Genomic DNA, 26075 nt, shown 5'->3' on the forward strand with positions numbered 1-26075 from the left:
CGCCTTTCCTCTCCCTCCGGAGGGGGGAGAGGTGGCGCGGCGAAGCGGCGACGGAGTGGGGGAAGCCCTCCGCGAAACGCGAAGCGGCCGAAAAACGGCGGCAACTCGGCGAGTGCAAAAACTCAAACAAGAAATAACGTCATGACAAAGAAGCCGGAAAAGCCGGGCTCCGCCAGCATTCGCGTCCTCAAAACACGAATCAAGAAGAAGTCGGGCCTCAAAGAATCGTCGCGCCGCTGGCTGCAGCGCCACATCAATGATCCCTATGTCCAGCGCTCCAAGGCCGACGGCTACCGGTCGCGCGCGGCCTACAAGCTGATCGAGATCGACGACAAGCACCATCTCTTGAAGCCCGGCATGAAGGTCATCGACCTCGGTGCGGCCCCCGGCGGCTGGTGCCAGGTGGCGGCCGCGAGGACCAAGTCGACGGCGGAAAATCCACATGTCATCGGCATCGACTACCTCGAAATGGATGCGGTGCCGGGTGCGCCGGTGCTGCTGATGGATTTCCTCGACCCGGAAGCGCCGCAAAAGCTCGCCGAGGCGTTGGGCGGCGACCCCGATGTCGTGTTGTCGGACATGGCCGCGCCGACGACGGGTCATAAGCGAACCGACCACATCCGCACCATGCATTTGTGCGAGGTGGCCGCCGATTTCGCGCTGTCGGTGCTGAAGCCGGGCGGGCATTTCCTCGCCAAGACCTTCCAGGGTGGCGCCGAGAACGAGCTGCTTTCGATGCTGAAGAAGAACTTCCGCTCGGTGCACCACGTCAAGCCGCCGGCGTCGCGCGATGAGTCGGTGGAACTGTATTTGCTGGCGAAGGATTTTAAGGGCAGAGAGCCACCAGTGGCATCGTCATCCTAGGGCGAAGCAAGGAGCGAAGCGACGCAGCGCAGACCCTAGGATCCATGCCGTGACGTTAACGCGTTGAAACGCTGCAGAATTCTGTGCCGCTGCATCCTTCGATCAAGATCACGGCATGGATCCTAGGGTCTGCGCGACGCTTTGAGTCGCTTCGCCCTAGGATGAACGAAGTGATGAGGGGCGCTCGCCCCTTACTTCCCAGCCGTGCTCACCGGCTCCAGCGTCTTCGGCGTCGTCAGCCGGCCATGTCCCGACACGGCATTGCCGGCATCCGGCGCCAGCCGCATGAATGACACGGACGCTGCCGCCGACACCGCCGCCACGATGAAGAAGGCGATGTGGAAATCGCCGAGCGCCAGCGGTCCGCCATGGATCGAGGTCGAGACTTCCAGGATGCCGCCGGCCAGCGCCACGCCGAGCGCGATCGACAGTTGCTGGAACACCGCCGTGATCGGCGTTGCCTTGCTGGTGTCTTCAGCCGTCACCTCGGCATAGGAGAGCGCGTTGACGCCGGTGAAGAACATCGAGCGGATGAAGCCGCCGACCAGCAATATCGCCAGCATCAGCGCGTAAGGCGTCTCCGGCGTGAACAGGCCGTATATGGCGATCGATGCCGCGGCGATCAGCGAGCCCCAGATCAGCACCCGGCGGAACCCCGCAAGCCGGAAGATCAGCGCGGTAACGAATTTCATGCCAATGGCGCCGATGGCCGAGACGAAGGTGATCATGCCCGACTGGAACGGCGTCAGCCCGAAGCCGATCTGGAACATCAGGGGCAACAGGAACGGCACCGCGCCGATGCCGATGCGAAACAGCGAGCCGCCGAGCACCGAGGAGCGGAACACCTGGTTGCGGAACAGTTCCAGCGCCAGCAGCGGGTTCTTGGCGCGCCGCGCATGCAGCAGATAGAGCACGCCGGAAATCAGCCCGACCGCCACGGTGATGAGGCCGGTCGCCGGCGGCAGATAGGGCAGGCTGACCACCGACAGGCCAAAGACGACGCCGGAGGCCGCCAGCCCGCTCAGTACGAAACCGACGAAATCGAGCGGCGGCGTCTCCATCGAGTCGGTTTGCGGCAGGAAGCGCGTCGCCAGCCAGATGCCGATCAGGCCGATCGGCACGTTGATCAGAAAGATCCAGTGCCAGGTGAAATAGGTGGTGATGAAGCCGCCGATCGGTGGTCCCACAAGCGGGCCGACCAGCGCCGGCACCGTCAGCCACGACATGGCCGCGACCAGCTCGCTCTTCGGCGTCGCGCGCACCAGGACCAGCCGGCCGACCGGCGTCATCATGGCGCCGCCTATGCCTTGCAGGAAGCGCGAGACGACAAAGGCCGGCAGTGAATTGGAGATGGCGCAGCAGACCGAGCCGACGATGAACACGCCGATCGCGGCGCGAAAAATGGTCTTGGCGCCGAACCGGTCGGCCATCCAGCCGCTGATCGGAATGAAGATGGCCAGCGACACCAGATAGGCGGTCAGCGCCAGCTTGAGCGCGATCGGGCTGGTGTGGATGTCGACGGCAATCGCCGGCAGCGATGTCGCAATGACGGTCGAATCCATGTTTTCCATGAACAAGGCGACCGCCAGAATGAGCGGAATGATGCGGTTCAACGAACGCGTCCGAACTGGTCTAAATGTGCCTGCCGGCCAATCCAGGCAATGAAAAGGCGGGCAAGCCGATACAAACGGGCGGTTATCACGCCTCAGGCGCGATGTCGCATTAATTTGCTGTCACTTTTGTGCGACCGTGGGCGGACAAGAGGCATCGCTGCGTTTCGCCACATTGAATGAACTTGCGAAAATTGACCGGGTTCACTATGCTGTAGTGAATATAACTACTATCTGGACAATGTCATGGAAGAAGCCGTTTCCGCAGCCGACGCCAACCGCAAATTCTCGCTCCTCCTGCGCGGTGTCCGCGAAGGACAGAGCTATGTCGTGACCAGCCATGGGCGCCCCGTGGCGCGGATCGTGCCTGCAGGGCAGCCCGACCCTGCGGCGTCTCGTTCGCGCACAGCGCTGCTGTCGCGCCTCGAACGCCAGCCTGTTGTAGAAGCCGGGCGCTGGAGCCGCGACGAGCTTTACGAGGACGAGCGGTGAAGGTCGCGCTCGATACCAACATCCTTGTTTATGCCGAGGGGATCAACGGAGCCGAGAAGCGCGACATCGTTTTCGGCCTGCTGCACGACATTGCGCAAGAGGCAGCCGTCATTCCAGTCCAAGTGCTCGGCGAATTGTTCACCGTTCTCACACGCAAGGCCGGACGATCACGTGCACAAGCGCGCGACGCCCTGTTGAGCTGGCGCGACGCGTTTCCGGTTGTCGGCACGACGCCGGAGGTGATGACGGTCGCGGCTGATCTTGCGACCGATCACCATTTCGGCATCTGGGATGCGACCATCCTGTCTGTTGCCTCGCAAACCGGTTGCCGGCTGCTGCTGTCGGAAGATCTGCAGGACGGCTTCACCTGGGGCGGCGTAACGGTCGTCAATCCTTTCGCGTCACCGCGCCATGTCTTGCTCGATGCCCTGTTGGGCAAGTCCGCCGAATAGGCCACGACCGGCTTTTCATCGGCGCCGCGACGTGTTACCAGCCAGCGCCAATCCTGAAAGGGAAGAAACGAGTCGGCGCTGTCCATTTCGGTCCAGCGCTTTTTTGTATTCTCCCAGCGCTTTTCGTATCCGAGGACTGGCCATGGCAAAAATCATCGAAACGTCCACCGGCGCGCTGGCGCTGACCTTTGACGACGTGCTGTTGCAGCCCGGTCATTCCGAGGTCATGCCCGGTGAGACCGACATCCGCACCCGCATCGCCACCGACATCGACCTCAACGTGCCGATCCTGTCGGCCGCCATGGACACCGTCACCGAGGCGCGGCTCGCCATCGCCATGGCGCAGGCCGGCGGCATCGGCGTCATCCACCGCAATTTCTCGCCGGCCGAACAGGCCGAGCAGGTTCGCCAGGTCAAGAAGTTCGAATCGGGCATGGTCATCAATCCGGTCACCATCGGCCCCGACGCCACGCTCGCCGACGCGCTGGCGCTGATGCGCACCTATTCCATCTCGGGCATTCCGGTGGTCGAGAATGGCGGCACCGGCGGCCAGAAGATCGGCCGCCTGGTCGGCATCCTGACCAACCGCGACGTGCGCTTCGCCTCCGATCCGGGGCAGAAAGTCTACGAATTGATGACCCGTGAGAACCTGATCACGGTCAAGGAGAATGTCGACCAGGACGAGGCCAAGCGGCTGCTGCACCAGCACCGCATCGAAAAGCTCGTCGTCGTGGACAAGTCCGGCAATTGCGTCGGCCTGATCACCGTCAAGGACATCGAGAAGTCGCAGCTCAACCCGCACGCCACCAAGGATGCGCAGGGGCGCCTGCGGGCGGCGGCCGCCACCAGCGTCGGCGATGACGGCTTCGAGCGCGCCGAGCGGTTGATCGATGCCGGTGTCGACCTCCTGGTCATCGACACCGCGCATGGCCATTCGCAGCGCGTGCTCGATGCGGTGACGCGGGCCAAGAAGCTTTCCAATTCCGTCCGCATCCTGGCCGGCAACGTCGCCACCGCCGAAGGCACACAGGCGCTGATCGACGCCGGCGCCGATGCCGTCAAGGTCGGCATCGGCCCGGGCTCGATCTGCACCACGCGCATCGTCGCCGGCGTCGGCGTGCCGCAGCTTTCGGCCATCATGTCGGCGGTCGAGAGGGCGCATAGATCCGGCGTGTCGGTCATCGCCGACGGCGGCATCAAATATTCGGGCGATCTGGCCAAGGCGCTTGCCGCCGGCGCCAGTGCGGCCATGATCGGTTCGCTGCTGGCCGGCACCGATGAAAGCCCGGGCGAGGTCTATCTGCACCAGGGCCGCTCCTTCAAGGCCTATCGCGGCATGGGCTCGGTCGGCGCCATGGCGCGCGGCTCGGCCGATCGCTACTTCCAGGCCGAAGTGCGCGACACGCTGAAACTGGTTCCGGAAGGCATTGAAGGGCAGGTGCCCTACAAGGGACCTGTGTCTGGCGTGCTGCACCAGCTTGCGGGCGGGCTAAAAGCCGCTATGGGTTATGTCGGTGGCCGCGACCTTGCCGATTTTCGCGAACGCGCCACCTTTGTGCGCATATCCAACGCCGGACTTCGTGAAAGCCACGCCCATGACGTCACGATTACCCGCGAAAGCCCGAACTATCCTGGCGGAGCCTGACCGGCAGCCAGAGCGGTACATGCTCTGGCGCCACCAGGCGACGATCGTGCTGCGGCTGGCGCGCCATGCCGGCGCGCTGTGCTTTGCCGCCGCGGCGGTTTTCATCATCATGACGCTGCTGGAATTCTTCTATTTTCGGCGGCTGAGCGGTGGCCTGCCGTCGCTCGACGTGCGCCTTGGCGGGTTCACGCCCGACGAGGGCATGGCCTGGCTGACGGCACTCGGCCGACGCGGCAGCGAGATCATCCTGGTCTGGCACTATTTGACTTTCGACCTTCTCTTCCCGGCGCTGCTGTCGCTGACCATGGTCAGCCTGATCCTGGCAACCGGGCGGCGGCTGAAGAATTTTCGTGCCATGCCGGTGCAGCTTCAGGCGCTGTTCGCGCTGGTCATCGTGCTGCCCTACACATGCGCCGACTACGCCCAGAACATTGCGGTGGCGCGGCTTCTGTCCGATGCGCTGTCGGCCAACCCGGATTCTCTGTCTTTCGCCTCGTCGCTGATCGTCACCAAATTCGCGCTGCTGGCGATCCCCGTCATCGTCATCGCGTTTTTGATCCTTGCCGCCCAGCGGCGTCCACAGGCATGAACGACAGAGCAGGGGCAACGCCATGAGCCAGACCGCGATTTTCTGGCCGATGCTGGCGCAGGTGTTGCTCGTCTATATCGTCTATGTCGTGATGGGCCGGCGCCGCTACGGCGCGGTCAAATCGGGCGAGGCCAAGGTCGGTCAATACAAGGTGCGCACGACCGAGCCCGGGTCGAGCGTCACGGTTGCCAACAATCTCATCAACCAGTTTGAACTGCCGGTGCTGTTCTATGTGCTGTGCCTGGCGCTGCACGCGACCAATGGCGTCAATTATCTGACCCTGGCCTTGATGTGGATTTTCGTGATTTCCCGCTATGGCCACGCCTGGGTCCACCTCACCAGCAACAATCTGCGGTTTCGCAGCCGCGCCTTCTACGTCGGCGCGATCATTCTCTTGCTGGCATGGATCTGGTTCGCGCTACACCTGCTCGGAGCGGTGTAGGGCAGTTGTTTACCCTCCCCCTTGTGGGGAGGGTCGCTCCGCGGAGCGGGGTGGGGGTCTACAAATCGAACACCGCGATCTTGCGCTTGTCGAACTTGATGCCGATTTCGCCGCGCACCAGCTTCAGTGCGGCTTCGCCGAACACGGCGCGTCGCCAGCCCTGCAGGGCCGGCACGTCGGCATCCTCGCCCTCGGCGGCGATGCGGTCGATGTCGTCGCTGGACGCCAGCACTTTCGAGGCGACGCCTTCCTTCTCGGCGACGATCCGCAACAGAACCTTCAGCAGCTCGGAGGCGGCATTGGAGCCCTCGGGCGGCTGAAAGCTCTTGGGCAGCTTCGGCATCTCTTCGCGGGGCAAAGCGAGCGCCGTGTTGACCGCGCCAAGCAATGCGGTAGCCGTCGACGAACGCTCCCAGCCTTTCGGCGTCGTGCGCAGCTTGCCCAACGCTGCCGCATCGCGCGGCGCCTGCTGGGCGACCTCGTATATGGCGTCGTCCTTGAGCACCCGGCCGCGCGGCACGTCACGCTCGCGCGCCTCGCGTTCGCGCCATGCCGCCACCGTCTGCACGATCGCCAGCTCCTGCGGCTTGCGCAGCCGCATCTTCAGCCGCTTCCAAGCGTCTTCGGGGTGCGGATCGTAGGTCTCGCGCGAAGTCAGCACCTCCATTTCCTCGTTTAGCCAATGGGCGCGGTTTTCCCGCTCCAGTTCGGCGCTGAGATGCTTGTAGACGTCGATCAGATGGGTGACGTCGGCCAGCGCATAGTCGAGTTGCTTGTCCGACAGCGGCCGGTGGCGCCAGTCGGTGAAACGCGAGGATTTGTCGAGCCGTGCGCCGGTGATGCGCTGCACCAGCTGATCGTAGGAGACGCTGTCGCCGAAGCCGCAGACCATGGCCGCGACCTGGGTGTCGAACACCGGATGGGGCACCAGATCGCCGAGATGGACGATGATTTCAATGTCCTGGCGCGCGGCATGGAAAACCTTGACCACCGCCTCATTGGCCATCAGCCGGAAGAACGGGGCGAGGTTGATGTCGGGCGCCAGCGGGTCGATCAGCGCGGTGACGCCGGGCGCCGCCATCTGGATCAGGCACAGAATCGGCCAGAATGTCGTTTCGCGGATGAATTCGGTGTCGACGGTGACGAAATCCGACTTTTCAAAAGCGGCGAGAACGGACTCGAGCTCATTTTGGGTGGTGATGACGTGCATCAAATCGCTTTTTATTAACGGGTAAGGTTCTCTTTCAATTTCAGCCATGGGCGCTTTCGTCAAGCCGCCCTCCGGTCAAGTATCCGCCGATCCGTCGGAATCGCCATTCCTGCGCGCCAGCCGCGCGAAGACGGTTGATGTGCGCAGCAGCGCCGTGAAGCGGCTGCGCTTGCCCGCCGGCACGCTGCCGCGCACCTGCATGCGGTAGAGAATGACGGCGATGAGGGTGGCGTAGACGACTGCGCTGAAGACAAACAGGGCGCCCGGTCCGAAATATTGCATGGCCGTCGAGGCCGCGAAGGGGCCACCGATGGCGCCGAAGGAATAGAACAGCATCAAGGCGGCATTGATCAGCACGAACTCGCCCTTGTCGGCGCGGTCGTTGGAATGCGCCGCCGACAGCGAATAGAGCGGCATGGCGAAGCTGCCGAAGATGAAGACGATGATCAAATTGAGGGTCGGATCGGCGCCGGCGACGAAGACCAGCGCCAGCGCCGCGAACATGGCGCCGCATGTCGTGGCCAGAAGCACCGCGCGCCGATCCCAGCGGTCGGAGAGGTAGCCCAGCGGATACTGGATAAGGGCGCCTCCGAAAATGCCGACGCTGACGAAGGTGACGACATCGGCCACCGACATGCCGATCTGCTCGGCATAGACCGGCGACAGCGTGCGGAACGCGCTGTTGGTGACGCCGACGCAGATGCAGCCGAAGCAGCCGAGCGGCGAAATCCGCCAGACGCGGGCGAGATCGAGCTTGACGTCTTCCGGCGGCGTCGGGTTGGAGCGGTCGCCGAGCGACACCGGAACCAGCGACAGCGTGATCATCATCGACATGATGGCGAAGATGGCAAAGCCGCCGGGGCCGAAGATCGGGATCAGGAACTGCGCGCCGGTTACCGAGCCGATATCGACCATGCGGTAGACGGCGAGCACCCGCGCACGATCCTTGTTTTCGACGCCGGAGTTCAGCCACGCTTCCATGACGGTGAACAGGCCGGCAAAGCAGAAACCGCCGGCAAAGCGCACCGCGCACCACATCACCGGGTCGATCACCAGCACCAGGAGCAGCGTACTGGCAGCGGCGATGGCGGCGAGCGCTGAAAACGTCCGGACATGGCCGACTGCCTTGAGGATGCGGGTGACTGCGAGGCAACCAAGCAGGAAGCCGGCGAAATAGAACGTGCCCATCAGGCCGATGTCGGAGGCCGAAAACCCTTCCTGCGCGCCGCGCAACGCGATCAGCGTGCCCTGCAGCCCGTTGCCGCCAAGCAGGATGCCGGCGGCGATGAGGAGCGGGATCAGCGGGCGGATGGAGGACATACGGAACCGTTGCTTGGGTGGCTCCACAGTTCTGAACCATCGGTGTGGCCAATGCCAGTGGCTTGTCCCGCCGCCAACAGGTGTGTGGCTTCAGGTGCGGCCGTTCAAGCTCCGTCGGCCCTCGCCAAAGCTTCGCTCGCCGGCGCAGGCTTGCCCCGGGCAGCCCTTCGGCCAAGCGAGCCGGCGGTCAGCAGGCTGAGCATGATGAACGGGATGCCGATACCGAAGGCCGAGCGGATGCCCCAATGGTCGGAGACGAAACCGAGCAGCGGCGGGCCGAGCAGGAAGGCGACGAAGGAAATCTGCGACAGCGCCGCGACATTGATCGTCGCGGAGCGGTCCGTCCGCTGGGCTGCCGCCGAGATCGCCAGCGGAAAGAGCACGCTGCTGCCGATGCCAAGTAGCGCAAAGCCCAGCATCGATACGAGCGGGGCAGGCGAGAAGAAGACGAGCAGCACGCCCACCGCCATCGTCGCCAGCAGCACCCGCGCCACGACGCTCGGCGAGTGGCGGTCGACAAAGGAGTCGGCAAAGAAGCGCGTGCTCGCTTGCGAGAATGCAAACAGCGCCACTGTGAAGCCGGCGACGAAAGGGCCCGCATCGAACACGGTGCGCATGTAGATTGCCGACCAGTCGATGCTGGCGCCTTCCATCAGCATCGCCGACAGTGTCACCGCGACGAGGACGAGGATCGGCAGCGTCGGCCGCGCCAGCGTTGGCGCCGTCTCGTCATTGCCGGCGAAGCGGCTCGGCGCCGGTTCGTAACCGCCGAGAAACAGCGCGATTCCTGTCGCCACCATCGGTACGACAATCGCCAGGTGCAGTTGCGGCGAAATGCCGAGATGCGCAAGCGCGGCGCCGAACAGGCCGGCGCCGAAAAAGCCGATGCTCCAGAACGAATGCGCCCGGTTCATGATCCGGCGCTTGAGCAGGAATTCGGTTCTGTCGGCCTCGACATTGAGAATGATCTCGACGCTGCCGATCATCAGGCCGACCGGAAACAGCATCAGGAACAGCGCAAGCGGCCCAGGCGCATGCACGGCAATGGCAAAGACAACCGACAAAAGCGGCACCAGCCCGAGCAGCGCGCGGCGGAAGCCGATGCGCTCCAGGATCGGCGCCGCCAGCGTCAGCGCGGTCAAGGTGCCGATTGGCGTCCCAATCAGGCTTAGCCCGAGCGTGCCGTCCCCGATGCCCATGGCGTGCTTGATGTCGGGCAGCCGCGGGAAGATTTGGCCCATGGCGAACGAATAGATCGCAAAGCCGGCGTAGACCCGGTGTTGCGGAGCGAGGCGGAGGCCAAAGGTCATGACGATGCTTTCGGGGAAGAGAGTCGACGGTTGTCACTGTTTGATATGCCTACATCTTGCACAAACATGCAAATCGTGCAAGAACGTGCATGGAAAAAACAGGATCATGCAATGCTGACCGATGAGCGGCATCAAATTATTCGCGATCGCCTGGCCGTCGAGGGAAGGGTGCTGGCCGGCGAGCTGGCAGGCCGCTTCGGCGTTTCGGAAGACACGGTTCGGCGCGACCTCAGGGAGTTGGCCAAGGCCGGGCAGTGCCGCCGCGTCTATGGCGGCGCGGTCGCGGCCGCACCCTTCGCGGCCACGCCGGTCGGCCTGCGCGCCGGCCATGCCGTCGAAGAAAAGACGCGGCTGGCCCGCGCGACCGTGGCACTGCTTTCGCGCGGACAGACCCTGTTCATCGACAGCGGCTCGACCAATGCCGCGATCGCCAGGGCCATCCCGCGCGACATCGATCTGACCGTCGCCACCAATTCGCTCGAAATTGCCTACGTCCTGTCAGACCACGCTTTGGTCGAACTGATTGTGCTGGGCGGGCGGTTCGACCGCCATCTCGGCGCCTGCGTCGGCGCCGACACGCTTGCCGCTGTCGCGCAACTTGGCGCGGACCTGTTTGTTCTCGGATCCTGCGGTCTCGATGCGTCGCGCGGCGTCACGGCCTTCGATTCGGCTGAGGCCGAGGTAAAGCGGGCGATGGCCAAGAACAGCGCAGGCATCGTCATCGCTGTAACCAACGACAAGCTAGCCACAGCCGCACCCTACCGGGTCGCCAGGCCAGAGGCGATCCGCCACCTCGTGGTCGAAAAGACCGCGCCGGCCGCGATCCTCGCGGATTTCGAACGCCAGGGCGCCGAAATCCATTTGGCTTAAACGGAGCTCGGCGCGCGGGCAGTCCGGGACGCAGCATGGGCGACGAACACTTCGACATCTTCCTTTGAATAGCCGAGAAGGGCTCCTTCAAGCCTCGCCAGATCATTCGATGTGAAGATGTCAAAGGCCTCTCCGCTGCGGCACATTCTGGAGATCAACAAGCTCAGTTTGCAGCGCCATTCTTCTGTCGGCAGGCAGTAGCAGCGCTCTTCCACTGAGGTTTTAGGAACAATCTGGGTGAACTTCAGGATGCGACCTTCGTCGACAAACGGTGCAAAACCTGCATCGCCAATATCGTCGGCGTCCATACCCGGTTCCGCCGCGAACAAGGCCATTGATTTGTCGCCCTGAAGCATCAGCTCCAATTCGCGGCCATTATGTGGCCCGACACCCGGCGGGACTGTGGGTTCTGGCATGAAGTATCTCCAGATCATTCGATGATTGCACTGTCGCGAGAAACACTTCTGGCGGCAATGCGCCAAGCCTGGCAAAGACTTCAACACTGACTAGCGGATAGAGAGACGACCCAAACCCGGCTTGCCTTGACAAATCGGGCCTCCCATGCGCTTTTCGCGCAAATTTTGGACCGGGCTTTGATGCTCGACCCACAACCCAGCACCCCGGAATTTTGACATGACAATGCATCGTTACCGCAGCCACACCTGTGCCCAGTTGAGAAAGAGCGATGTCGGCTCTTCGGTTCGCCTGTCGGGCTGGGTGCATCGCGTGCGCGACCATGGCGGCCTGCTGTTCATCGATCTGCGCGACCATTACGGCCTGACCCAGATCGTCGCCGATCCGGATTCGCCCGCCTTCAAGGTGGCCGAGACGCTGCGTGGCGAATGGGTGATCCGCGTCGACGGCGAGGTCAAGGCGCGCCTGCCGGACACCACCAACGCCAACCTGCCGACCGGCGAGATCGAGATCTTTGCCCGCGAGATCGAGGTGCTGTCGGCAGCCAAGGAATTGCCGCTGCCGGTGTTCGGCGAGCCCGACTATCCCGAAGACATCCGCCTGAAGTACCGTTTTCTCGACCTGCGCCGCGAGACGCTGCACAGGAACATCGTGGCGCGCACGAAAATCATCGCCGAGATGCGCAAGCGTATGACCGATGTCGGCTTCACCGAATTCTCGACGCCGATCCTGACGGCCTCGTCGCCGGAAGGCGCGCGCGACTTCCTGGTGCCGTCGCGCATCCATCCCGGCACCTTTTACGCGCTGCCGCAGGCGCCGCAGCAGTACAAGCAACTGATCATGGTTTCGGGCTTCGACCGCTATTTCCAGATCGCGCCCTGCTTCCGCGACGAGGACCCGCGCGCCGACCGTCTGCCCGGCGAATTCTACCAGCTCGACCTCGAAATGAGCTTCGTCGAGCAGGACGACGTGCTGTCGACCATGGAACCGGTGATGCGCGGCGTCTTCGAGACCTTCGCCAACGGCAAGCCGGTGACGCAGACATTCCAGCGCATTCCTTACGATGTCGCCATGCGCAAATATGGCTCCGACAAGCCGGACCTGCGCAACCCGATCGAGATGCAGGCCGTCTCCGACCATTTTCGCGATTCCGGCTTCAAGGTCTTCGCCAACATCCTGGCCAACGATCCGAAGGCCGAAGTGTGGGGCATTCCGGCCAAGACCGGCGGCAGCCGCGCCTTCTGCGACCGCATGAACTCGTGGGCGCAGGGCGAGGGCCAGCCGGGACTGGGTTACATCTTCTGGCGCAAGGAAGGCGACAAGCTTGAAGGCGCCGGTCCGCTGGCCAAGAACATCGGCGAGGAGCGCACCGAGGCGATCCGCCAGCAGCTCGGCCTTGCCGATGGCGACGCCGCCTTCTTCGTCGCCGGCGATCCGAAGAAGTTCGTTACCTTCGCCGGTGCCGCGCGTACGCGTGCCGGCGAAGAACTGAACCTTGTCGACCGCGAGCGCTTCGAATTGTGCTGGATCGTCGACTTCCCGTTCTTCGAATGGAGCGAGGAGGAGAAGAAGATCGACTTCGCCCACAACCCGTTCTCGATGCCGCAAGGCGGTATCGACGCGCTCAACGGCGACGACCTGCTCGGCATCAAGGCCTTCCAGTACGACATGGTCTGCAACGGCTTCGAGATCGCCTCTGGCGGTATCCGCAACCATTTGCCGGAAACCATGGTCAAGGCGTTCGAGACGGTTGGCCTCGACCGCGCCACGGTGGAAGAACGCTTTGGTGGCCTTTACCGCGCCTTCCAGTATGGCGCCCCGCCGCATGGCGGCATGGCGGCCGGCGTCGACCGTGTCGTCATGCTGCTGGTCGGCGCCAAGAACCTGCGAGAGATCACCATGTTCCCGATGAACCAGCAGGCCTACGATTTGTTGATGAACGCGCCTTCGGAAGCCTCGCCGCAGCAGTTGCGTGATCTGTCGCTGCGTGTCGCGGCAGTGAAGAAGGACTGACAGCAGCGTTGCAACTGCCCTTTCTCCCCGTCTCTATTCGGGGAGAAATGTCCGGCAGGACAATGAGGGGCAGCACGCATGCAGGCGATTGGCGAACGGCCTTAGCAGTTGGCGCCTTCTGACAATCGGTTCAGCATCGAACCACAATTTGCAGGCGTTGGCGCCGCCCCTCATCTGCCTGCCGGCACCTTCTCCCCGTATAGTGACGGGGAGAAGGGAGCGAACTTCGATCAGTCTTCGTTGGCCTTGACATGGACGCCCAGCGTCTTGGTCAGGTCGGCCGGGTTGGACATGGCACCGGCCATGATCAGCGCGAACGGCACAGCTGCCGGCGGCTCGGCCGAAATCTGGAGGCTCTTCGGATCGTCGAGGTACTTGCTCACCGCGGCCGTCACTTCGGCGGTCAGTTCGGGATTGTTGAGCTGCGCCATGCCGAACGGCACGATCGCCTTGGCCTGGTTGGCGATGTCCTTGCCCGACATGCCCTGCTGCTTGCCGACATACTCAAGCACTTTGCCGGTGAGCGAATCGTCATCGAAGCGGATCGATGCGCTGTTGAAGGAGAGCTGCTGCAACAGGCCGAGCAGCGCCATGCCTTGCGCCGAATTGTCGGCGCCTTCGGGCTGCGCCGCCATCTTCTTCTGCATCTCCTGCAGCGACTTGACGAAGTCGACCGTGTAGCCGCCGAGGCCGAAGGTCATGCCGAGCGTGCCGGCATTCTCGACCGAGATGTCGTATTTCGACAGGTCCATCTTGCCGTCGCTCGGCTGCCAGGTGCCGCCGATCTCGATATTGCCCGAGATGTTCTGGTAGCCGAGGGCCTCGATGGCTTCCTTGGACTTCGCATCGTCGACCAGGGTCAGGTCGGCGTTGAACTTTTCCGTGGTGGCGGAGAACTCCATCGCCTTGCCGTCGGCCGGCGGCGTGATCTGGACAGCAAGCCCATCCACCGAGAAGGCGGTCTTGTCGGCAACCTTGACCGTCAGGTTTTCGAGTTCGGCCGACTTGTAGATCATCATCGAGCCGAGCGGGCCTGTAGCGCCCTCAGCCGGGATGTTGGCGTCATGAATGACGAAGGGGGTGAGGTTGAGCGTGACGCCGTCCTTGCTATGCTCGAAGGCCGAAGTCGTGATGGTCGCGACATCGAAGCCGCCATTGGCCTCGGTCACGCCCTCGAGCTTGACGTCGCCGATCGGCAGCGCCTCCTTTTCGGCCGCCGGTTTGACCGACACGCCCTGCAGCACCATGCTGGAATTGTCGCCGGTAACGCCGGTCCAGGTGATATCGACGCCCTGGACGGCAAGTGCGGCCTTCAGTCGGTCGGCAACCGCCGTGTCTTGCGCAAAGGCGGCATTCAGCGGCAGCGTCAGCAAAAAGGTCGAAAAAGCAAGTTTCTTGAGTGTCGAACGTTGGATTGTCATCGCGAGTTCCCTGAGAGAGTCCTGAAAAAGTGTTTTCTCAATTCTACGCCATCACCATTCCGTGACGAACTGGACGGGAAAAAGGCGCTTTCCCGCAGATTTGTCGAAAATCACGGCGAAAGGCAAATCGGAGCGGGAGCCTTCGCCCGATGCGGTGAATATGTCATGAAGGTCGGGCTCCCCTGCGTACCGTCTCCTGCCTTAGAGAGGGCGTGTAACAGATTGATGTTGGTTGGCAACAGCACTGCTACCGTTGCTGTTGCACAGGGACGGCAAGGGGGAACATGAAGTCCGTCACATCCATTGGCGGACCTTGAGCCGCCCTCGTAAGCCCAAAGGCTGCAAAGTGCGGATTTCCGCAGCCCCGCCTTGCCGCGAATCACCCGCTCGGCTAGTCCAGCCGCATGGGAAAAAGGATTTTGCCGCCTGAAAATGGCGGCGGTGACCACATCGAACCGGTCGATCTGAAGAAGGCGCTGGAAGAGCGCTATCTTGCCTATGCGCTCTCGACCATCATGCACCGGGCGCTGCCTGACGTGCGCGACGGGCTGAAGCCTGTGCATCGCCGCATCATGCATGCGATGCGGCTGCTCAGGCTCAACCCCGACCAGGGCTTTGCCAAATGCGCCCGCATCGTCGGCGACGTGATGGGCAAGTTCCATCCGCATGGCGACCAGTCGATCTACGACGCGCTGGTGCGCCTGGCGCAGGATTTCTCCATGCGCTATCCCCTCGTCGACGGGCAGGGCAATTTCGGCAATATCGACGGCGATAACGCCGCCGCCATGCGCTATACCGAGGCGCGCATGACCGAGGTGGCGAGCGATTTGCTTGCCGGCATCACCGAGGACGCCGTCGATTTTCGGCCGACCTACAATGAGGAGGACGAGGAGCCCGTAGTGCTCCCCGGCGCCTTCCCGAACCTGCTCGCCAACGGCTCCTCCGGCATTGCGGTCGGCATGGCCACCTCCATCCCGCCGCACAATGCCGCCGAGCTTTGCAACGCAGCGCTGCAGTTGATCGAGCAGCCGGACGCGCCGGTGACAAAGCTGATGGAGTTCGTCCAGGGGCCGGATTTCCCGACCGGCGGCATCATCGTCGACAGCCGCGCTTCCATCCTGGAGGCCTATGAGACCGGCCGCGGCGGTTTTCGCGTGCGCGCCAAATGGGGCCAGGAGGATCAGGGCAGGGGCACCTGGAGCATCGTCGTCACTGAAATCCCCTACGGCATCCAGAAGGCCAGGCTGATCGAAAAGATCGCCGAGCTTTTGATCGCGCGCAAATTGCCGCTGCTCGAGGATGTCAGGGATGAAAGCGCCGAGGACGTCCGCATTGTGCTGGTGCCGAAGAGCCGTTCAGTAGATCCCGGCATTCTGATGGAATCGCTGTTCAAGCTGACCGAGCTTGAAAGCCGCTTTCCCCTCAACATGAACGTTTTGTCGCGGGGCAAGGTGCCTAACGTCCTGTCGCTGAAGGGCGTGCTGAAGGAGTGGCTCGACCATCGGCGCGATGTGCTGATCCGCCGCTCGAAGCATCGGCTTGGCGAGATCGAGAAGCGGCTGGAAATCCTTGCCGGCTACCTGATCGCCTATCTCAACATCGACGAGGTCATCAGGATCATCCGCGAGGAGGATGAGCCCAAGCAGGTGATGACGGCCCGTTGGTCGCTCACCGACACCCAGGCCGAAGCCATCCTCAACATGCGGCTGCGGGCCTTGCGCAAGCTGGAAGAGTTCGAGATCCGCAAGGAGTTCGACGGTCTCACCACCGAGAAGAAGCAGATCGAGGCATTGCTCGCATCCGACGCCAAGCAATGGTCGACGATCAAATGGGAAGTCACGCAGGTTCGCGACAAGTTCGGCCCCGAGACCGAACTCGGCAAGCGCCGCACCCAGTTCGCCGACGCGCCGGAGCATGATCTGACCGACATTGCGCACGCCATGATCGAGCGCGAGCCGGTCACCGTGGTGGTCTCGGAAAAGGGCTGGCTGCGGGCGATGAAAGGCCATTTGGCGGACCATTCCACGCTCACCTTCAAGGAAGGCGACAGCCTCAAGCTCACCTTCCATGCCCAGACCACCGACAAGATCCTGGTCTTCACCACCGGCGGAAAATTCTACACCATCGGCGCCGACCGGCTGCCGGGCGGCCGCGGCCATGGCGAACCGATCCGCATCATCGTCGACATGGACAACGACCAGGACATCGTCACCGCCTTCGTCCACGACCCGAAGCGCAAGCTGCTGCTCGTCTCCTACGATGCCAATGGTTTCATCGTGCCGGAGGAGGAGGTCGTCGCCAACACCCGAAAGGGCAAGCAGGTGATGAACGTCAAGGCGCCCGACGAGGCCAAGGCCTGCATCCCGGTTTCCGGCGATCATCTCGCCATTGTCGGCGAGAACCGCAAGATGCTGGTGTTTGCGCTCTCCGAAATTCCGGAGATGGGCCGCGGCAAGGGCGTTCGCCTGCAGAAATACAAGGATGGCGGTCTGCTCGACCTGAAACCTTTCACGCTGGAGAGCGGCCTGTCCTGGCAGGATTCCGCTGACCGCACCTTCGTCAGGTCGCGCGAAGAGCTGGCCGAGTGGATCGGCGCGAGAGCGTCGGCCGGACGGATGGTGCCGAAGGGATTCCCGCGGACGGGGAAATTTGGTTGAAGCTGCTGATCTCCCCCCAAGTGGGGGAGATGGCCGGCAGGCCAGAGGGGGGCGCTGTCCCGCCAGCGCATCGAATGGTCATGGCTCGCCACTCGGTCGCAACTCTTGGGTCTTCAATGTCGGGTGCCAGGCTGGCGATCCTTCGCGCCCCCCTCTGTCCTGCCGGACATCTCCCCCACAAGGGGGGAGATTGGCAGCTTCACCAACCATTTGGACTATCGTCACGATTGCGGCACTATAACAGTGCATAAACGCTGTGTAGGCTGGGAGAATTGACCGTTTGAAGGAAGCGAAGATCCAGAAGCCGGAACGTCAGCAGCGCCTGTTCGGCCTGTCGACACCGCTGCGGGCCGCCGTCATCCCGCCGCTGTCGGCGGCGCGCTGGCTGTTGGTGCTGATCGTCGCCGCCGGCGTTTATTTCTTCCACGGGTTCCTGTTTCCCGTGCTGGCAGCCCTCGTCATTGCTTTTGCCAGCTGGCCGCTCTACCGCCGGCTGCTTGCCGGTGTCGGCGGTAACCGCACCGTCGCCGCGACGCTCGCCATCCTGTTCATCCTCGCCTTCCTGGTGGTGCCGATAGCGCTCGCCGGCACCTACGCCATCAACGAGGTCCGCGAATGGGTCGGCTGGGCGATCGAGACCAACAGGCACGGCGCGGTCACACCGCACTGGATCACCTCGCTGCCTGTCGTCGGCGAGTGGCTGAACGAACAGTGGATCGACAATTTCGGCCATCCCGGCGGCATCGGCGAGCTGATCCAGCTGGTCAGCGGCGCCAATATCGGCAGCATCTATCGCGGCGTGCTGGCTGCCGGCGGCAGCGCCTTCGGCCTGTTGCTGACGCTGCTGTTCATGATGATCGCGCTGTTCTTCGCCTACCGCGACGGCGAACACTTTGCCAGCCAGATCGACCGGCTCGGCGAACGCATCCTGCCGACGCGCTGGGAGCGGATTTCGCGCGTCGTGCCGGCGACCATCTCCTCGACCGTTACCGGCATGACCGTGATCGCCATCGGCGAGGGGCTGGTGCTCGGCATCGCCTACTGGCTGGCCGGGGTGCCGTCGCCGGTGACGCTGGGCGCATTGACCGGCGTGATGGCGCTGATCCCCGGCGGCGCGCCGCTGTCGTTTACGCTTGTGTCGATCTACCTCGCCGCCAGCGGCTCGCCGATGGCGGGTCTGGCGCTGTTCATCTGGGGCGCGGTGGAACTGTTCATCGTCGACAAGACCTTGCGCCCGAAGCTGGTCGGCGGACCGATCAAATTGCCCTTCCTGCCCACCTTTTTCGGCCTGATCGGCGGCGTCAAGACGATGGGCTTTCTCGGCCTGTTCATCGGCCCCGTGCTGATGGCGCTGCTGGTGGCGATATGGCGCGAATGGCTGCGCGAGGTGGAACTGGCCGAAGACACCGTTCCCGACGGGGCGGCCGAGCTCGAAGGCGGGCCGCCGCAGATCGAGATTGTCGCCGGCCCGGCGAAGAAAAGTCAGACTGGGTAAGCGACGGCGAGCGCTGCCCGGCGCTTGCGCCCTTCATGCAACTGCCACAGGGAATGCGCGACCAGCGTGACGATCAGGATCACGCCGCCGATCAGGCTGTTGCGCGACGGCGCCTCGGCAAAGATCATCCATATCCAGACCGGCGCCAGAACCGTTTCCAGGAGATAGAACATCGCCACTTCCGGGCCTGAAATGTATTTCGGCCCGTTGGCCAGGCAGAAGAAGGCGAACGGCATGATGACGGCGCCGTTGAAAACGATCCACCATGGCGCTTCCACCTGGAAACCGGTCCTGGAGACCATGAGCGCCGCCAGCCCGAACGGCAGCAGGACGCCGGTCAGCGCGGTGAATCCCATATCCCTGCCGCTGGCGCGTGAAACGGTGATGGCGCAGGCAATCGCCAAGGCCGAACACAGCGCCATCACATCGCCGAACAGATTTCCCGTGCCGACGGAATCGCCGACGATGATCGCGATGCCGACGATCATCAGCGCCATTGCCGCAAGCGTCAGCGGCTGCGGTCGCTCCTTCAGGAACAGCCACGAGAGCAGCGCCGAGAACATGGTGGAGAAGGCCAGGATGAAAACCAGATTGGCGGTCGAGGTGTTGTAGACGGCAGTGATGAAGGCGATTGCGCCGAGCCCGTAGAGGGTGGCGACGACGAGCCCCGACCAGCCGGGTATCAGCTGCGGAGCATTCTTGCTGAACGAGCGCCAGATGGCCCATACGATCAGCCCTGCCACGAAGGTGCAGCCGGTGCGCAGCAAAAGGATCGTCCAGGCTTCGCCATGGGCGAGCCGGATCAGGGGAATGTCGATGGTCAGCGCCAGCCCGCCAAGCGCGGTGAGCAGAAGTCCTTTGGTGTGGGCATTGTGAGAGGACATGCAACGGCTTTCGCAATGATTTGAGCAGATGCCGGTCGGCGCAATCGCCCCGCCAACAGACGGGCCAACAGGCGGAAAGACCAGCATCGTCTCGGCTGAAAATGTTTAGATCAGGATCTGGTAAGAAGGAAAATCAGCGCGTGACCGCTTCGTGGTCGTAGCGTTCCCAGCCCTTCGGGCCGAGATGCTCCTGCGGCATGAAGCGCATTTTATAGTTCATCTTGCGCGAGCCGTTGACCCAGTAGCCGAGATAGACATGGGGCAAGCCCATGGCCCGGGCGCGGGCGATATGGTCGAGGATCATGAAGGTGCCGAGCGAACGGTCCTCGAACTCGGGATTGAAGTAGGAATAGACCATCGACAGGCCATCGGCCATCTTGTCGGTCAGCGCCACGGCGATCAGCTCGCCCTGGCCCTTGCCGGTGATGAATGTGTCGGGGCCGCGGCGCCGGTATTCGATCACCTTGGTGTCGACATGGGTATCCTCGACCATCATGGCGTAGTCGAGCACCGTCATGTCGGACATGCCGCCGCGGCGATGGCGAGCGTCGAGATAGCCGCGAAACAGCGAATACTGCTCCGTCGACGGCTGCGCGTCGTGCATGGCGCCGATCAGATCGGAATTGCGTTGGATCACCCGCTTCATGTTGCGGCTGGCGGTGAACTCCTGCGCCAGGATGCGCACCGAGACGCAGGCGCGGCAGGTCTCGCAGGCGGGACGGTAAGCGATGTTCTGCGAGCGCCGGAAACCGCCTTGCGTCAACAGGTCGTTCATCTCCGGCGCCTTGTCGCCGACCAGATGCGTGAACACCTTGCGTTCGAACTGGCCCTCGAGATACGGGCACGGCGATGGCGCGGTCAGGAAGAACTGCGGCGACTGGGTCGGATGGTGCGTCATCGAACGTTGGGAACACTCCTGCGAATCGCTCTACCTTTGGCTTGGCTGGCGAAAAATTCAACAGGATTGTGAAGGCGGGGTTGAACGGACCCCTTCACATTTGCGCACAAATGCCTGTTGGCGTCGGTTGAACGCCGGTTCAACGGTCGCTGCGCCTGACGGCCGTGCCAAGCAGCAGGTCGTGCAGTGTGCGCTTGCGATCGGAAAACAGCGTCACCAGGAGGACGAGCGGCGTCAGGATGACCGTGCTCGCCCAGAACAGCACCGAATGGACAACGGCGGTGAGGCCGTCGATACGGCTGCCGTCGAGACGATCGAGCCGAATGCCCATCATCTTCATGCCTGATGTGGCCTGGTTGCGACCGCCCAGCGTGTTCCAGATGTAGAGAATGGCGACCGCCGGCACGAGGATGGAATACAGCGCCCAGCCAAGACCGAATGTCAAAAGGCCAAGCACGGCCACCAGGATCGCGAACGGAATGGTGAGCAGCGCCACGATGCAATAGTCGATGATGAAGGCCAGGATGCGCCGCGTGCGCACACCGTCATAGGCCCTGACGTCGTCGAGCCTGCTGGTGATGATTTCGCCGTCAAGTACGCGCGCGTTCATGTCATGTCCTCGTAACAGGCGCCACGCTAGGGTGCGCCGCCACTGAAATGGTGAAGACTGCGGGCGGAATCAAGATCGGTTCGTCCATCGGTCCTGCTCGGCAGTGTGACGCGGTTGAGCCGATTGAATTTGGTGGACGGATGGCGTTAGCTTGCTGCGGCGCAACAAGACGCCGAGGGGACGGGGTTACATGGATTACGACATGCTGGTCATCGGCAGCGGCCCTTCCGGGCGCCGCGCCGCGGTGCAATCGGCCAAGCTCGGCAAATCGGTGCTGGTGGTCGACAGGGGCCGGCGCCTCGGCGGCGTCTCGGTGCACACCGGCACCATCCCGTCGAAGACGCTGCGCGAGACGGTGCTGAACCTGTCCGGCTGGCGCGAGCGCGGCTTTTACGGCCGCGGCTACCGGGTCAAGCAGGACATCTCCATCGCCGACCTGGTCGAGCGGCTGCACAAGACGCTCGACCACGAGGTCGAGGTGCTGCAGCACCAGTTTATGCGCAACGCCGTCAAAAGCGTGCGCGCCATGGCGAAATTCGTCGGCCCAAACAAGGTCAGCCTGACGGCAGACAATGGCGACTACTCGGAGGTTGGTTTCACCAATGCGCTGATCGCGGTCGGCACCAGGCCGCACCGGCCGCGCGACGTGCCTTTCGACAAGATCCGCGTCTTCGACAGCGATGAGATGCTGGAACTCGACCATCTGCCGCGCACGCTGACGGTGATCGGCGCCGGCGTCATCGGCGTTGAATATGCGACGATCTTTTCGGCGCTCGACGTGCCGGTGACGCTGGTGGAGCCGCGCAACACCATCCTCGATTTCGTCGACCGCGAGATCGTCGACGACTTCATCCACCAGATGCGCGACCGAGGCATGACCATTCGCCTCGGCAGTACGGTCAAGGAAATCGTCTCAAAACCCGACTATGCCGAAGTGACGCTCGCCGATGGCCGCACCATCCGCTCCGAGATCGTGCTTTACGCCGCCGGCCGCAGCGGCAATCTCGGCAGCCTCGGCCTCGACGTGGTCGGCATCGAGGCCGATTCCCGGGGCCGCATCAAGGTCGATCCGCAGACCTTCCAGACCAGTGCGCCCAACATCTATGCCACCGGCGACGTCATCGGTTTCCCCAGCCTTGCCTCGACATCGATGGAGCAGGGCAGGGTGGCCGCCTGCCACGCCTTCGGCGTGCAACTGCCACCGCCGCCGGAAACCTTCCCCTATGGCATCTACGCCGTGCCGGAAATCTCCACCGTTGGTCAGTCGGAGGAGCAGGTGCGCGAGAGCGGCGCTGCTTATGAAGTCGGTCTGGCGCGGTTCCGCGAAACCTCGCGCGGCCACATAATGGGCGTCAACTCCGGCTTTCTGAAGCTGCTGTTCTCGGTCGAAACGCGCCGCCTGCTCGGCGCCCACATCGTCGGCGAAGGCGCCACCGAACTGATCCATATCGGCCAGGCGGTGATCAACCTCGGCGGCACGGTTGATTTCTTCGTCAACAACACCTTCAACTATCCGACGCTGGCCGAAGCCTACAAGATCGCCGGGCTCGATGCCTGGAACCGGATGGGACAGGGCTAGGCGACGAGCATCTGCTCAGCCGTTCCGCCGGGCGCCGATGCGGTCTACCAAGGTCTCTTAGCCTGCCTGGCGTGCGACCAATGCTGGTCCCGCAAGCCACTGCCGGACGATGGCGGCATCCGGGCCGCCGATTTCGTGACCTGAAGGCACGATGCGCGCATCGACCTCGGCGCCATGTTTGTTGAGCAGCGTCACCAGTGGCGGCGCAAACGGCCCGTAGATCTCGTCCGCGGCACCGGCGACAATCAGGACGCGCGTTCCGGTCAGATCGGTTGCCGGCGCATCGTCAAGCACGGGCATCGCTCTCAGCAGCACTGCTTTTCGGACTCGGCCGGAGTTGAGCAGCATCAGGCTGGAAACCAGATTGGCGCCGTTGGAATAGCCGACGAAAGTCACCCGGGCGAGGTCGAGCCCGTGGCGCTTTGCGGCCTCGCTTGCGAAGGCGGCAAAGGCCAATGTTTCGGCACGGATGCTCGCCTGTTCGAAACTGGTCGGCGTGATCCGCTCGAACCAGCGGAAGCCGTCTTCTTGGCGGATGCGGCCACGCACCGCGACCAGCGTGGCGTTGGGGGCGATCTGCCTCGCAATCGGCACCATCGTCGTTTCGTCGACACCCGATCCGTGCAGTAAAAACAGGCTCTCGCCGCCGGCATTCTCCGGCTTGAGAAGGCGGTAGGGAAAGGCCAGATCCTGATGCAGAAAGGCGTTCTCGTCGCTATATCGATGCACGCTCATATCTCATTGATTTCACGGAGACATTGGTCCTTTGCCAGCTTCAAAACGGAATATTTTCACGCTCCGCGAAATGTGATTGCAACAGGCTCATTTCAGACCGTTTCTGCGCCGATATGCTCCCTGCGGGAGGAATCGAAGCGGTGTGCGCCGATGGTCGCATCCCGGCATGAACAACGCGAGCACCCTTGCTCTCCTTTGAGGCCTTTTGTCGATGACCCTGCCAGTTCCGCCCGATCGCGCCCCGCGTATCGCCGATCGCGACACGCGCATTGACGTGTTCCGTGCGCTCGCACTCCTGACCATCTATATCGACCACGTGCCGGGCACCGTCTTCGAAACGCTGACCTACAAGAATTTCGGATTCTCGGACGCGGCGGAAGCCTTCGTGCTGATCTCCGGCATGTCGGTCGCACTCGCCTATGGCAACAAGTTCCAGCCGGGCGGCCGGCTGCTGGCGATGTTGAAGATGTGGCGCCGGGCCGGCGTGCTTTACAGTGCCCACATCGTCACCACCATGGTTGTGATGGCGTTGTTCTGCGCCGCTGCGGTGTACGGCCGGCGGCCGGAACTGCTCAAGCTGATCAACATCGAGCCGCTGATGAAGAACACGCCGGAGGTCATGATCGGCATTGTCACGCTCGGCCACCAGCTTGGCTACAATAACATCCTGCCGGTCTATGCGGCGCTGCTGTTGATGGCGCCGCTCTTCCTGCTCTTCGTCAGCTACCGGCCGCTGCCGGCGCTGGTCTTTTCCGGCGCGCTGTGGCTCGTCGCCGGCCTCTGGCAGATCGCGCCGCCGAACTATCCCGAGCCCGGCTTCTGGTTCCTCAACCCGCTGTCCTGGCAATTCCTGTTCAACATCGGCCTTGCCGGCATGCTGCATGTCAGGCGCGGCGGCACAATTCCCGTCAATCGTTGGCTGGTGGGCGCCGCGGCGACCTATGTCGCGGCAGCGGCGGTCTGGGTGCACAGCCCGCTCTGGGGCGAGATAACGTGGTTTAACCTGCCCGTGGTGATCGGCGGCTTCGACAAGACGTTCCTGTCGCTGCCGCGGCTCCTGCACATATTGGCGGTGAGCTATCTGATCGTCGCCCTGCCGGCTTTCTCGAACCTGTTCCGTCTCAGCCCGGATCATCCGCTAGCGCTGCTCGGCAAGCGCTCCTTGCCGGTGTTCCTCGCCGGCACGCTGATCGCCATGGCGGCGCAGGTGATGAAGCTGATCAATCCGGGCGGCTTTGCCTATGACGCCTTGCTGATTTCGGCCGGCATCGCCATGCAATTCGTGCTCGCCTTCTATCTTGAGTGGCTGTCCGGCATCGGCTCGAGCAAAAAGCCGGTTCGCAAAGAAGCGCCAGCCGTTCACCAGACCTTCGGCATGCCCGCGATGCCAAGGCTAAGCCGATGATCCCACATCAGCCGCCTGGCTAGCAGGCGAGGGGCCGGACGACCCCCGCACCACGAGATCGACCGGCAGCAATTGCCGGTGCTGCGAGCCGTCATTTTCGAGGATCGCCTTGACGGCCAGGCGTCCCATCTCGGCGATCGGCTGGGCGACGGTGGTTAGTGGCGGCTCGGAGTCGGCGCCTTCCGGCACGCCGTCGAAGCCGACGATGGACACATCGCCCGGCACGGCAATGTTACGCTCGCGCAGCCAGTCGAGCGCATGCAGCGCAATCTTGTCCGACATGGCCAGGATTGCCGTCGGCGTCTGCGGCAGCGCGAAAATATGATCGAGGCCGGCCCGCACGCTCGCCTCGTCATTGAGGGTTTCGTAGATTGGCACTTGCGAGACGTCGATGCCGAAGCGGGAGAGCTCGCCGAAATAGCCACGCAGACGGTCGCGTGTGCCCGAGTAGAGGGATGTCGTCTCGACTTGCTCCTGCGTGACGGGACCAAAGCCAGCGTCGGCAGATTCCAGGGCGAGTACGGCAAAGCTGCGATGGCCGAACTCGGCCAGATGGCGCGCCGCCAGACCCGCGCCGGCGACGTTGTCGACGCCGATCGCAGCGACCGCCTCATTTTCCGAATCGAGATCAAGCGCCACGAAAGGCAGTTTGCGTTCGCGCGCCAGTTCGACCAGCCGCGACCCACCCTCGATGCAGAACACGATGAAGCCGTCGACTAGGGCGCTCTGGATGTTCCAGGCGAGCTGCTCGCTGTTGGCGGCCGAGACCAGCGAAATTCCGGCGCCGGTGGCGTCGCAGGCCTGCGAAATGCTGGCCATCATGACGCGGGCAAAGGGATCGTCGAAGAAATAGGACAATGGTTCTGCCGTTGCCACGCCGATGGCGTTGACCTTGCCGGCGCGCAGCAGCCGGCCCTTGGGATCCGGGCCGGCATAGCCCATCGCTTCCGCCGCCGCCTTGACCCGCTCGCGGACCTCTTCGCGCACGATCTCCGGGCGAGCGAACACGTTGGACGCGGTACCGTGCGAGACCCCGGCCGCCTTGGCGATGTCGGCAAGCCGCACTGGTCTCGTCTTGCCGGAGGTCAATGCCGTCATTTTCGTCTCCTGAACCGGAGCCTGTTTAGCACTTTCGTTGGATCGGTTCAAATTTTCCCTTG

23 protein-coding genes are annotated in these 26075 nt (G+C 63.2%); 12 read left to right on the plus strand and 11 right to left on the minus strand.

What is annotated here, in order from left to right:
- Nucleotides 1-141: 141 nt before the first annotated feature.
- The gene (locus NKI96_RS00005; protein WP_023715379.1) at nt 142-864 is read left to right on the plus strand and encodes an RlmE family RNA methyltransferase; all 723 of its coding nucleotides are present in this window, start codon (nt 142-144) and stop codon (nt 862-864) included.
- A 191-nt stretch (nt 865-1055) separates the two neighbouring features.
- Here NKI96_RS00005 and NKI96_RS00010 read toward each other — a convergent pair whose 3' ends face one another.
- Nucleotides 1056-2477, minus strand: a complete 1422-nt coding sequence (locus NKI96_RS00010) for an MFS transporter (RefSeq protein ID WP_352802437.1) — start codon at nt 2475-2477, stop codon at nt 1056-1058.
- A gap of 243 nt (nt 2478-2720) precedes the next feature.
- Between NKI96_RS00010 and NKI96_RS00015 the strand changes: the two genes are divergently transcribed.
- From NKI96_RS00015 to NKI96_RS00035, 5 genes are all read left to right on the plus strand, one after another.
- Nucleotides 2721-2966, plus strand: a complete 246-nt coding sequence (locus NKI96_RS00015; protein ID WP_023673036.1) for a type II toxin-antitoxin system Phd/YefM family antitoxin — start codon at nt 2721-2723, stop codon at nt 2964-2966.
- Nucleotides 2963-3418, plus strand: a complete 456-nt coding sequence (locus NKI96_RS00020) for a PIN domain-containing protein (protein ID WP_023673035.1) — start codon at nt 2963-2965, stop codon at nt 3416-3418. The genes NKI96_RS00015 and NKI96_RS00020 overlap by 4 nt, the downstream gene beginning before the upstream one ends.
- Before the next feature lie 142 nt (nt 3419-3560).
- Nucleotides 3561-5063 (plus strand): IMP dehydrogenase, encoded by a 1503-nt coding sequence (gene guaB / locus NKI96_RS00025; protein WP_023711555.1) that lies wholly within the window; start codon nt 3561-3563, stop codon nt 5061-5063.
- 19 nt (nt 5064-5082) lie between these two features.
- Entirely contained in the window at nt 5083-5652 is a 570-nt protein-coding gene (locus NKI96_RS00030) for a hypothetical protein (RefSeq protein WP_023749016.1), read from the plus strand.
- A gap of 22 nt (nt 5653-5674) precedes the next feature.
- A complete protein-coding gene (locus NKI96_RS00035; protein ID WP_023673032.1) occupies nt 5675-6094 on the plus strand; it encodes an MAPEG family protein in 420 nt (139 codons plus the stop codon).
- A gap of 58 nt (nt 6095-6152) precedes the next feature.
- Here NKI96_RS00035 and rnd read toward each other — a convergent pair whose 3' ends face one another.
- The 3 genes from rnd to NKI96_RS00050 all read right to left on the minus strand — a co-directional run bounded on the left by rnd (nt 6153) and on the right by NKI96_RS00050 (nt 9934).
- Entirely contained in the window at nt 6153-7304 is a 1152-nt protein-coding gene (gene rnd / locus NKI96_RS00040; protein WP_023682426.1) for a ribonuclease D, read from the minus strand.
- A gap of 75 nt (nt 7305-7379) precedes the next feature.
- Nucleotides 7380-8624, minus strand: coding sequence for an MFS transporter (locus NKI96_RS00045; RefSeq protein ID WP_352446908.1), 1245 nt, complete (start codon nt 8622-8624; stop codon nt 7380-7382).
- Between the two features lie 104 nt (nt 8625-8728).
- On the minus strand, nt 8729-9934 hold the full coding sequence (locus NKI96_RS00050) for an MFS transporter (RefSeq protein ID WP_352460102.1): 1206 nt from the start codon (nt 9932-9934) through the stop codon (nt 8729-8731).
- Between the two features lie 111 nt (nt 9935-10045).
- Between NKI96_RS00050 and NKI96_RS00055 the strand changes: the two genes are divergently transcribed.
- Entirely contained in the window at nt 10046-10804 is a 759-nt protein-coding gene (locus tag NKI96_RS00055) for a DeoR/GlpR family DNA-binding transcription regulator (RefSeq protein ID WP_023819606.1), read from the plus strand.
- Here the strand turns inward: NKI96_RS00055 and NKI96_RS00060 are convergent.
- The gene (locus tag NKI96_RS00060) at nt 10801-11220 is read right to left on the minus strand and encodes a hypothetical protein (protein WP_023734157.1); all 420 of its coding nucleotides are present in this window, start codon (nt 11218-11220) and stop codon (nt 10801-10803) included. The two genes, NKI96_RS00055 and NKI96_RS00060, sit on opposite strands and share 4 nt — an antisense overlap.
- 223 nt (nt 11221-11443) lie before the next feature.
- Here NKI96_RS00060 and aspS point away from each other — a divergent pair, with 223 nt between their 5' ends.
- Nucleotides 11444-13231, plus strand: a complete 1788-nt coding sequence (aspS, locus tag NKI96_RS00065; RefSeq protein WP_023682421.1) for an aspartate--tRNA ligase — start codon at nt 11444-11446, stop codon at nt 13229-13231.
- Between the two features lie 230 nt (nt 13232-13461).
- Here aspS and NKI96_RS00070 read toward each other — a convergent pair whose 3' ends face one another.
- The gene (locus NKI96_RS00070; RefSeq protein WP_352802442.1) at nt 13462-14652 is read right to left on the minus strand and encodes an aq_1923 C-terminal domain; all 1191 of its coding nucleotides are present in this window, start codon (nt 14650-14652) and stop codon (nt 13462-13464) included.
- Nucleotides 14653-15056: 404 nt separating this feature from the next.
- On the opposite strand from NKI96_RS00070, the gene parC reads away from it, so the two are divergent.
- Together parC and NKI96_RS00080 are read left to right on the plus strand one after the other, a co-directional pair.
- Nucleotides 15057-17309 carry a DNA topoisomerase IV subunit A gene (parC, locus tag NKI96_RS00075; protein WP_352802444.1) on the plus strand — a complete coding sequence of 751 codons (2253 nt, stop codon included), beginning with the start codon at nt 15057-15059 and terminating at the stop codon, nt 17307-17309.
- 280 nt (nt 17310-17589) lie between these two features.
- A complete protein-coding gene (locus NKI96_RS00080) occupies nt 17590-18804 on the plus strand; it encodes an AI-2E family transporter (RefSeq protein WP_023819331.1) in 1215 nt (404 codons plus the stop codon).
- Here NKI96_RS00080 and NKI96_RS00085 read toward each other — a convergent pair.
- The 3 genes from NKI96_RS00085 to NKI96_RS00095 all read right to left on the minus strand — a co-directional run bounded on the left by NKI96_RS00085 (nt 18792) and on the right by NKI96_RS00095 (nt 21196).
- Entirely contained in the window at nt 18792-19688 is an 897-nt protein-coding gene (locus NKI96_RS00085) for a DMT family transporter (protein WP_352802447.1), read from the minus strand. The genes NKI96_RS00080 and NKI96_RS00085 overlap by 13 nt on opposite strands.
- A 133-nt stretch (nt 19689-19821) precedes the next feature.
- Nucleotides 19822-20586, minus strand: coding sequence for an arginyltransferase (locus NKI96_RS00090; RefSeq protein WP_023682417.1), 765 nt, complete (start codon nt 20584-20586; stop codon nt 19822-19824).
- 139 nt (nt 20587-20725) lie between these two features.
- Entirely contained in the window at nt 20726-21196 is a 471-nt protein-coding gene (locus tag NKI96_RS00095; RefSeq protein WP_352802450.1) for an RDD family protein, read from the minus strand.
- A 190-nt stretch (nt 21197-21386) separates the two neighbouring features.
- Here NKI96_RS00095 and sthA point away from each other — a divergent pair, with 190 nt between their 5' ends.
- Nucleotides 21387-22775, plus strand: a complete 1389-nt coding sequence (gene sthA, locus NKI96_RS00100) for a Si-specific NAD(P)(+) transhydrogenase (protein ID WP_023682415.1) — start codon at nt 21387-21389, stop codon at nt 22773-22775.
- A 57-nt stretch (nt 22776-22832) separates the two neighbouring features.
- Here the strand turns inward: sthA and NKI96_RS00105 are convergent, their stop codons facing one another.
- Nucleotides 22833-23504 (minus strand): alpha/beta hydrolase, encoded by a 672-nt coding sequence (locus NKI96_RS00105; protein WP_245260553.1) that lies wholly within the window; start codon nt 23502-23504, stop codon nt 22833-22835.
- A gap of 217 nt (nt 23505-23721) precedes the next feature.
- Between NKI96_RS00105 and NKI96_RS00110 the strand changes: the two genes are divergently transcribed.
- On the plus strand, nt 23722-24915 hold the full coding sequence (locus NKI96_RS00110; RefSeq protein WP_352802454.1) for an OpgC family protein: 1194 nt from the start codon (nt 23722-23724) through the stop codon (nt 24913-24915).
- Here NKI96_RS00110 and NKI96_RS00115 read toward each other — a convergent pair.
- Complete coding sequence (locus NKI96_RS00115; protein ID WP_023743624.1) at nt 24904-26013, minus strand: LacI family DNA-binding transcriptional regulator; 1110 nt, start codon at nt 26011-26013, stop codon at nt 24904-24906. The two genes, NKI96_RS00110 and NKI96_RS00115, sit on opposite strands and share 12 nt — an antisense overlap.
- Nucleotides 26014-26075 lie beyond the last annotated feature (62 nt).

It is taken from the genome of Mesorhizobium sp. M0292 (assembly GCF_040321695.1).
Classification (GTDB): domain Bacteria; phylum Pseudomonadota; class Alphaproteobacteria; order Rhizobiales; family Rhizobiaceae; genus Mesorhizobium.

Excerpts from the sequence above, each read along its gene's own strand:
- NKI96_RS00005 (WP_023715379.1), top strand. The coding sequence starts at position 142 with ATGACAAAGAAGCCGGAAAAGCCGGGCTCCGCCAGCATTCGCGTCCTC.
- NKI96_RS00015 (WP_023673036.1), top strand. The coding sequence starts at position 2,721 with ATGGAAGAAGCCGTTTCCGCAGCCGACGCCAACCGCAAATTCTCGCTC.
- guaB (WP_023711555.1), top strand. The coding sequence starts at position 3,561 with ATGGCAAAAATCATCGAAACGTCCACCGGCGCGCTGGCGCTGACCTTT.
- NKI96_RS00030 (WP_023749016.1), top strand. The coding sequence starts at position 5,083 with ATGCTCTGGCGCCACCAGGCGACGATCGTGCTGCGGCTGGCGCGCCAT.
- NKI96_RS00035 (WP_023673032.1), top strand. The coding sequence starts at position 5,675 with ATGAGCCAGACCGCGATTTTCTGGCCGATGCTGGCGCAGGTGTTGCTC.
- rnd (WP_023682426.1), bottom strand. The coding sequence starts at position 7,304 with ATGCACGTCATCACCACCCAAAATGAGCTCGAGTCCGTTCTCGCCGCT.
- NKI96_RS00045 (WP_352446908.1), bottom strand. The coding sequence starts at position 8,624 with ATGTCCTCCATCCGCCCGCTGATCCCGCTCCTCATCGCCGCCGGCATC.
- NKI96_RS00050 (WP_352460102.1), bottom strand. The coding sequence starts at position 9,934 with ATGACCTTTGGCCTCCGCCTCGCTCCGCAACACCGGGTCTACGCCGGC.
- NKI96_RS00055 (WP_023819606.1), top strand. The coding sequence starts at position 10,046 with ATGCTGACCGATGAGCGGCATCAAATTATTCGCGATCGCCTGGCCGTC.
- NKI96_RS00060 (WP_023734157.1), bottom strand. The coding sequence starts at position 11,220 with ATGCCAGAACCCACAGTCCCGCCGGGTGTCGGGCCACATAATGGCCGC.
- aspS (WP_023682421.1), top strand. The coding sequence starts at position 11,444 with ATGCATCGTTACCGCAGCCACACCTGTGCCCAGTTGAGAAAGAGCGAT.
- NKI96_RS00070 (WP_352802442.1), bottom strand. The coding sequence starts at position 14,652 with ATGACAATCCAACGTTCGACACTCAAGAAACTTGCTTTTTCGACCTTT.
- parC (WP_352802444.1), top strand. The coding sequence starts at position 15,057 with ATGGGAAAAAGGATTTTGCCGCCTGAAAATGGCGGCGGTGACCACATC.
- NKI96_RS00085 (WP_352802447.1), bottom strand. The coding sequence starts at position 19,688 with ATGTCCTCTCACAATGCCCACACCAAAGGACTTCTGCTCACCGCGCTT.
- NKI96_RS00090 (WP_023682417.1), bottom strand. The coding sequence starts at position 20,586 with ATGACGCACCATCCGACCCAGTCGCCGCAGTTCTTCCTGACCGCGCCA.
- NKI96_RS00095 (WP_352802450.1), bottom strand. The coding sequence starts at position 21,196 with ATGAACGCGCGCGTACTTGACGGCGAAATCATCACCAGCAGGCTCGAC.
- sthA (WP_023682415.1), top strand. The coding sequence starts at position 21,387 with ATGGATTACGACATGCTGGTCATCGGCAGCGGCCCTTCCGGGCGCCGC.
- NKI96_RS00110 (WP_352802454.1), top strand. The coding sequence starts at position 23,722 with ATGACCCTGCCAGTTCCGCCCGATCGCGCCCCGCGTATCGCCGATCGC.
- NKI96_RS00115 (WP_023743624.1), bottom strand. The coding sequence starts at position 26,013 with ATGACGGCATTGACCTCCGGCAAGACGAGACCAGTGCGGCTTGCCGAC.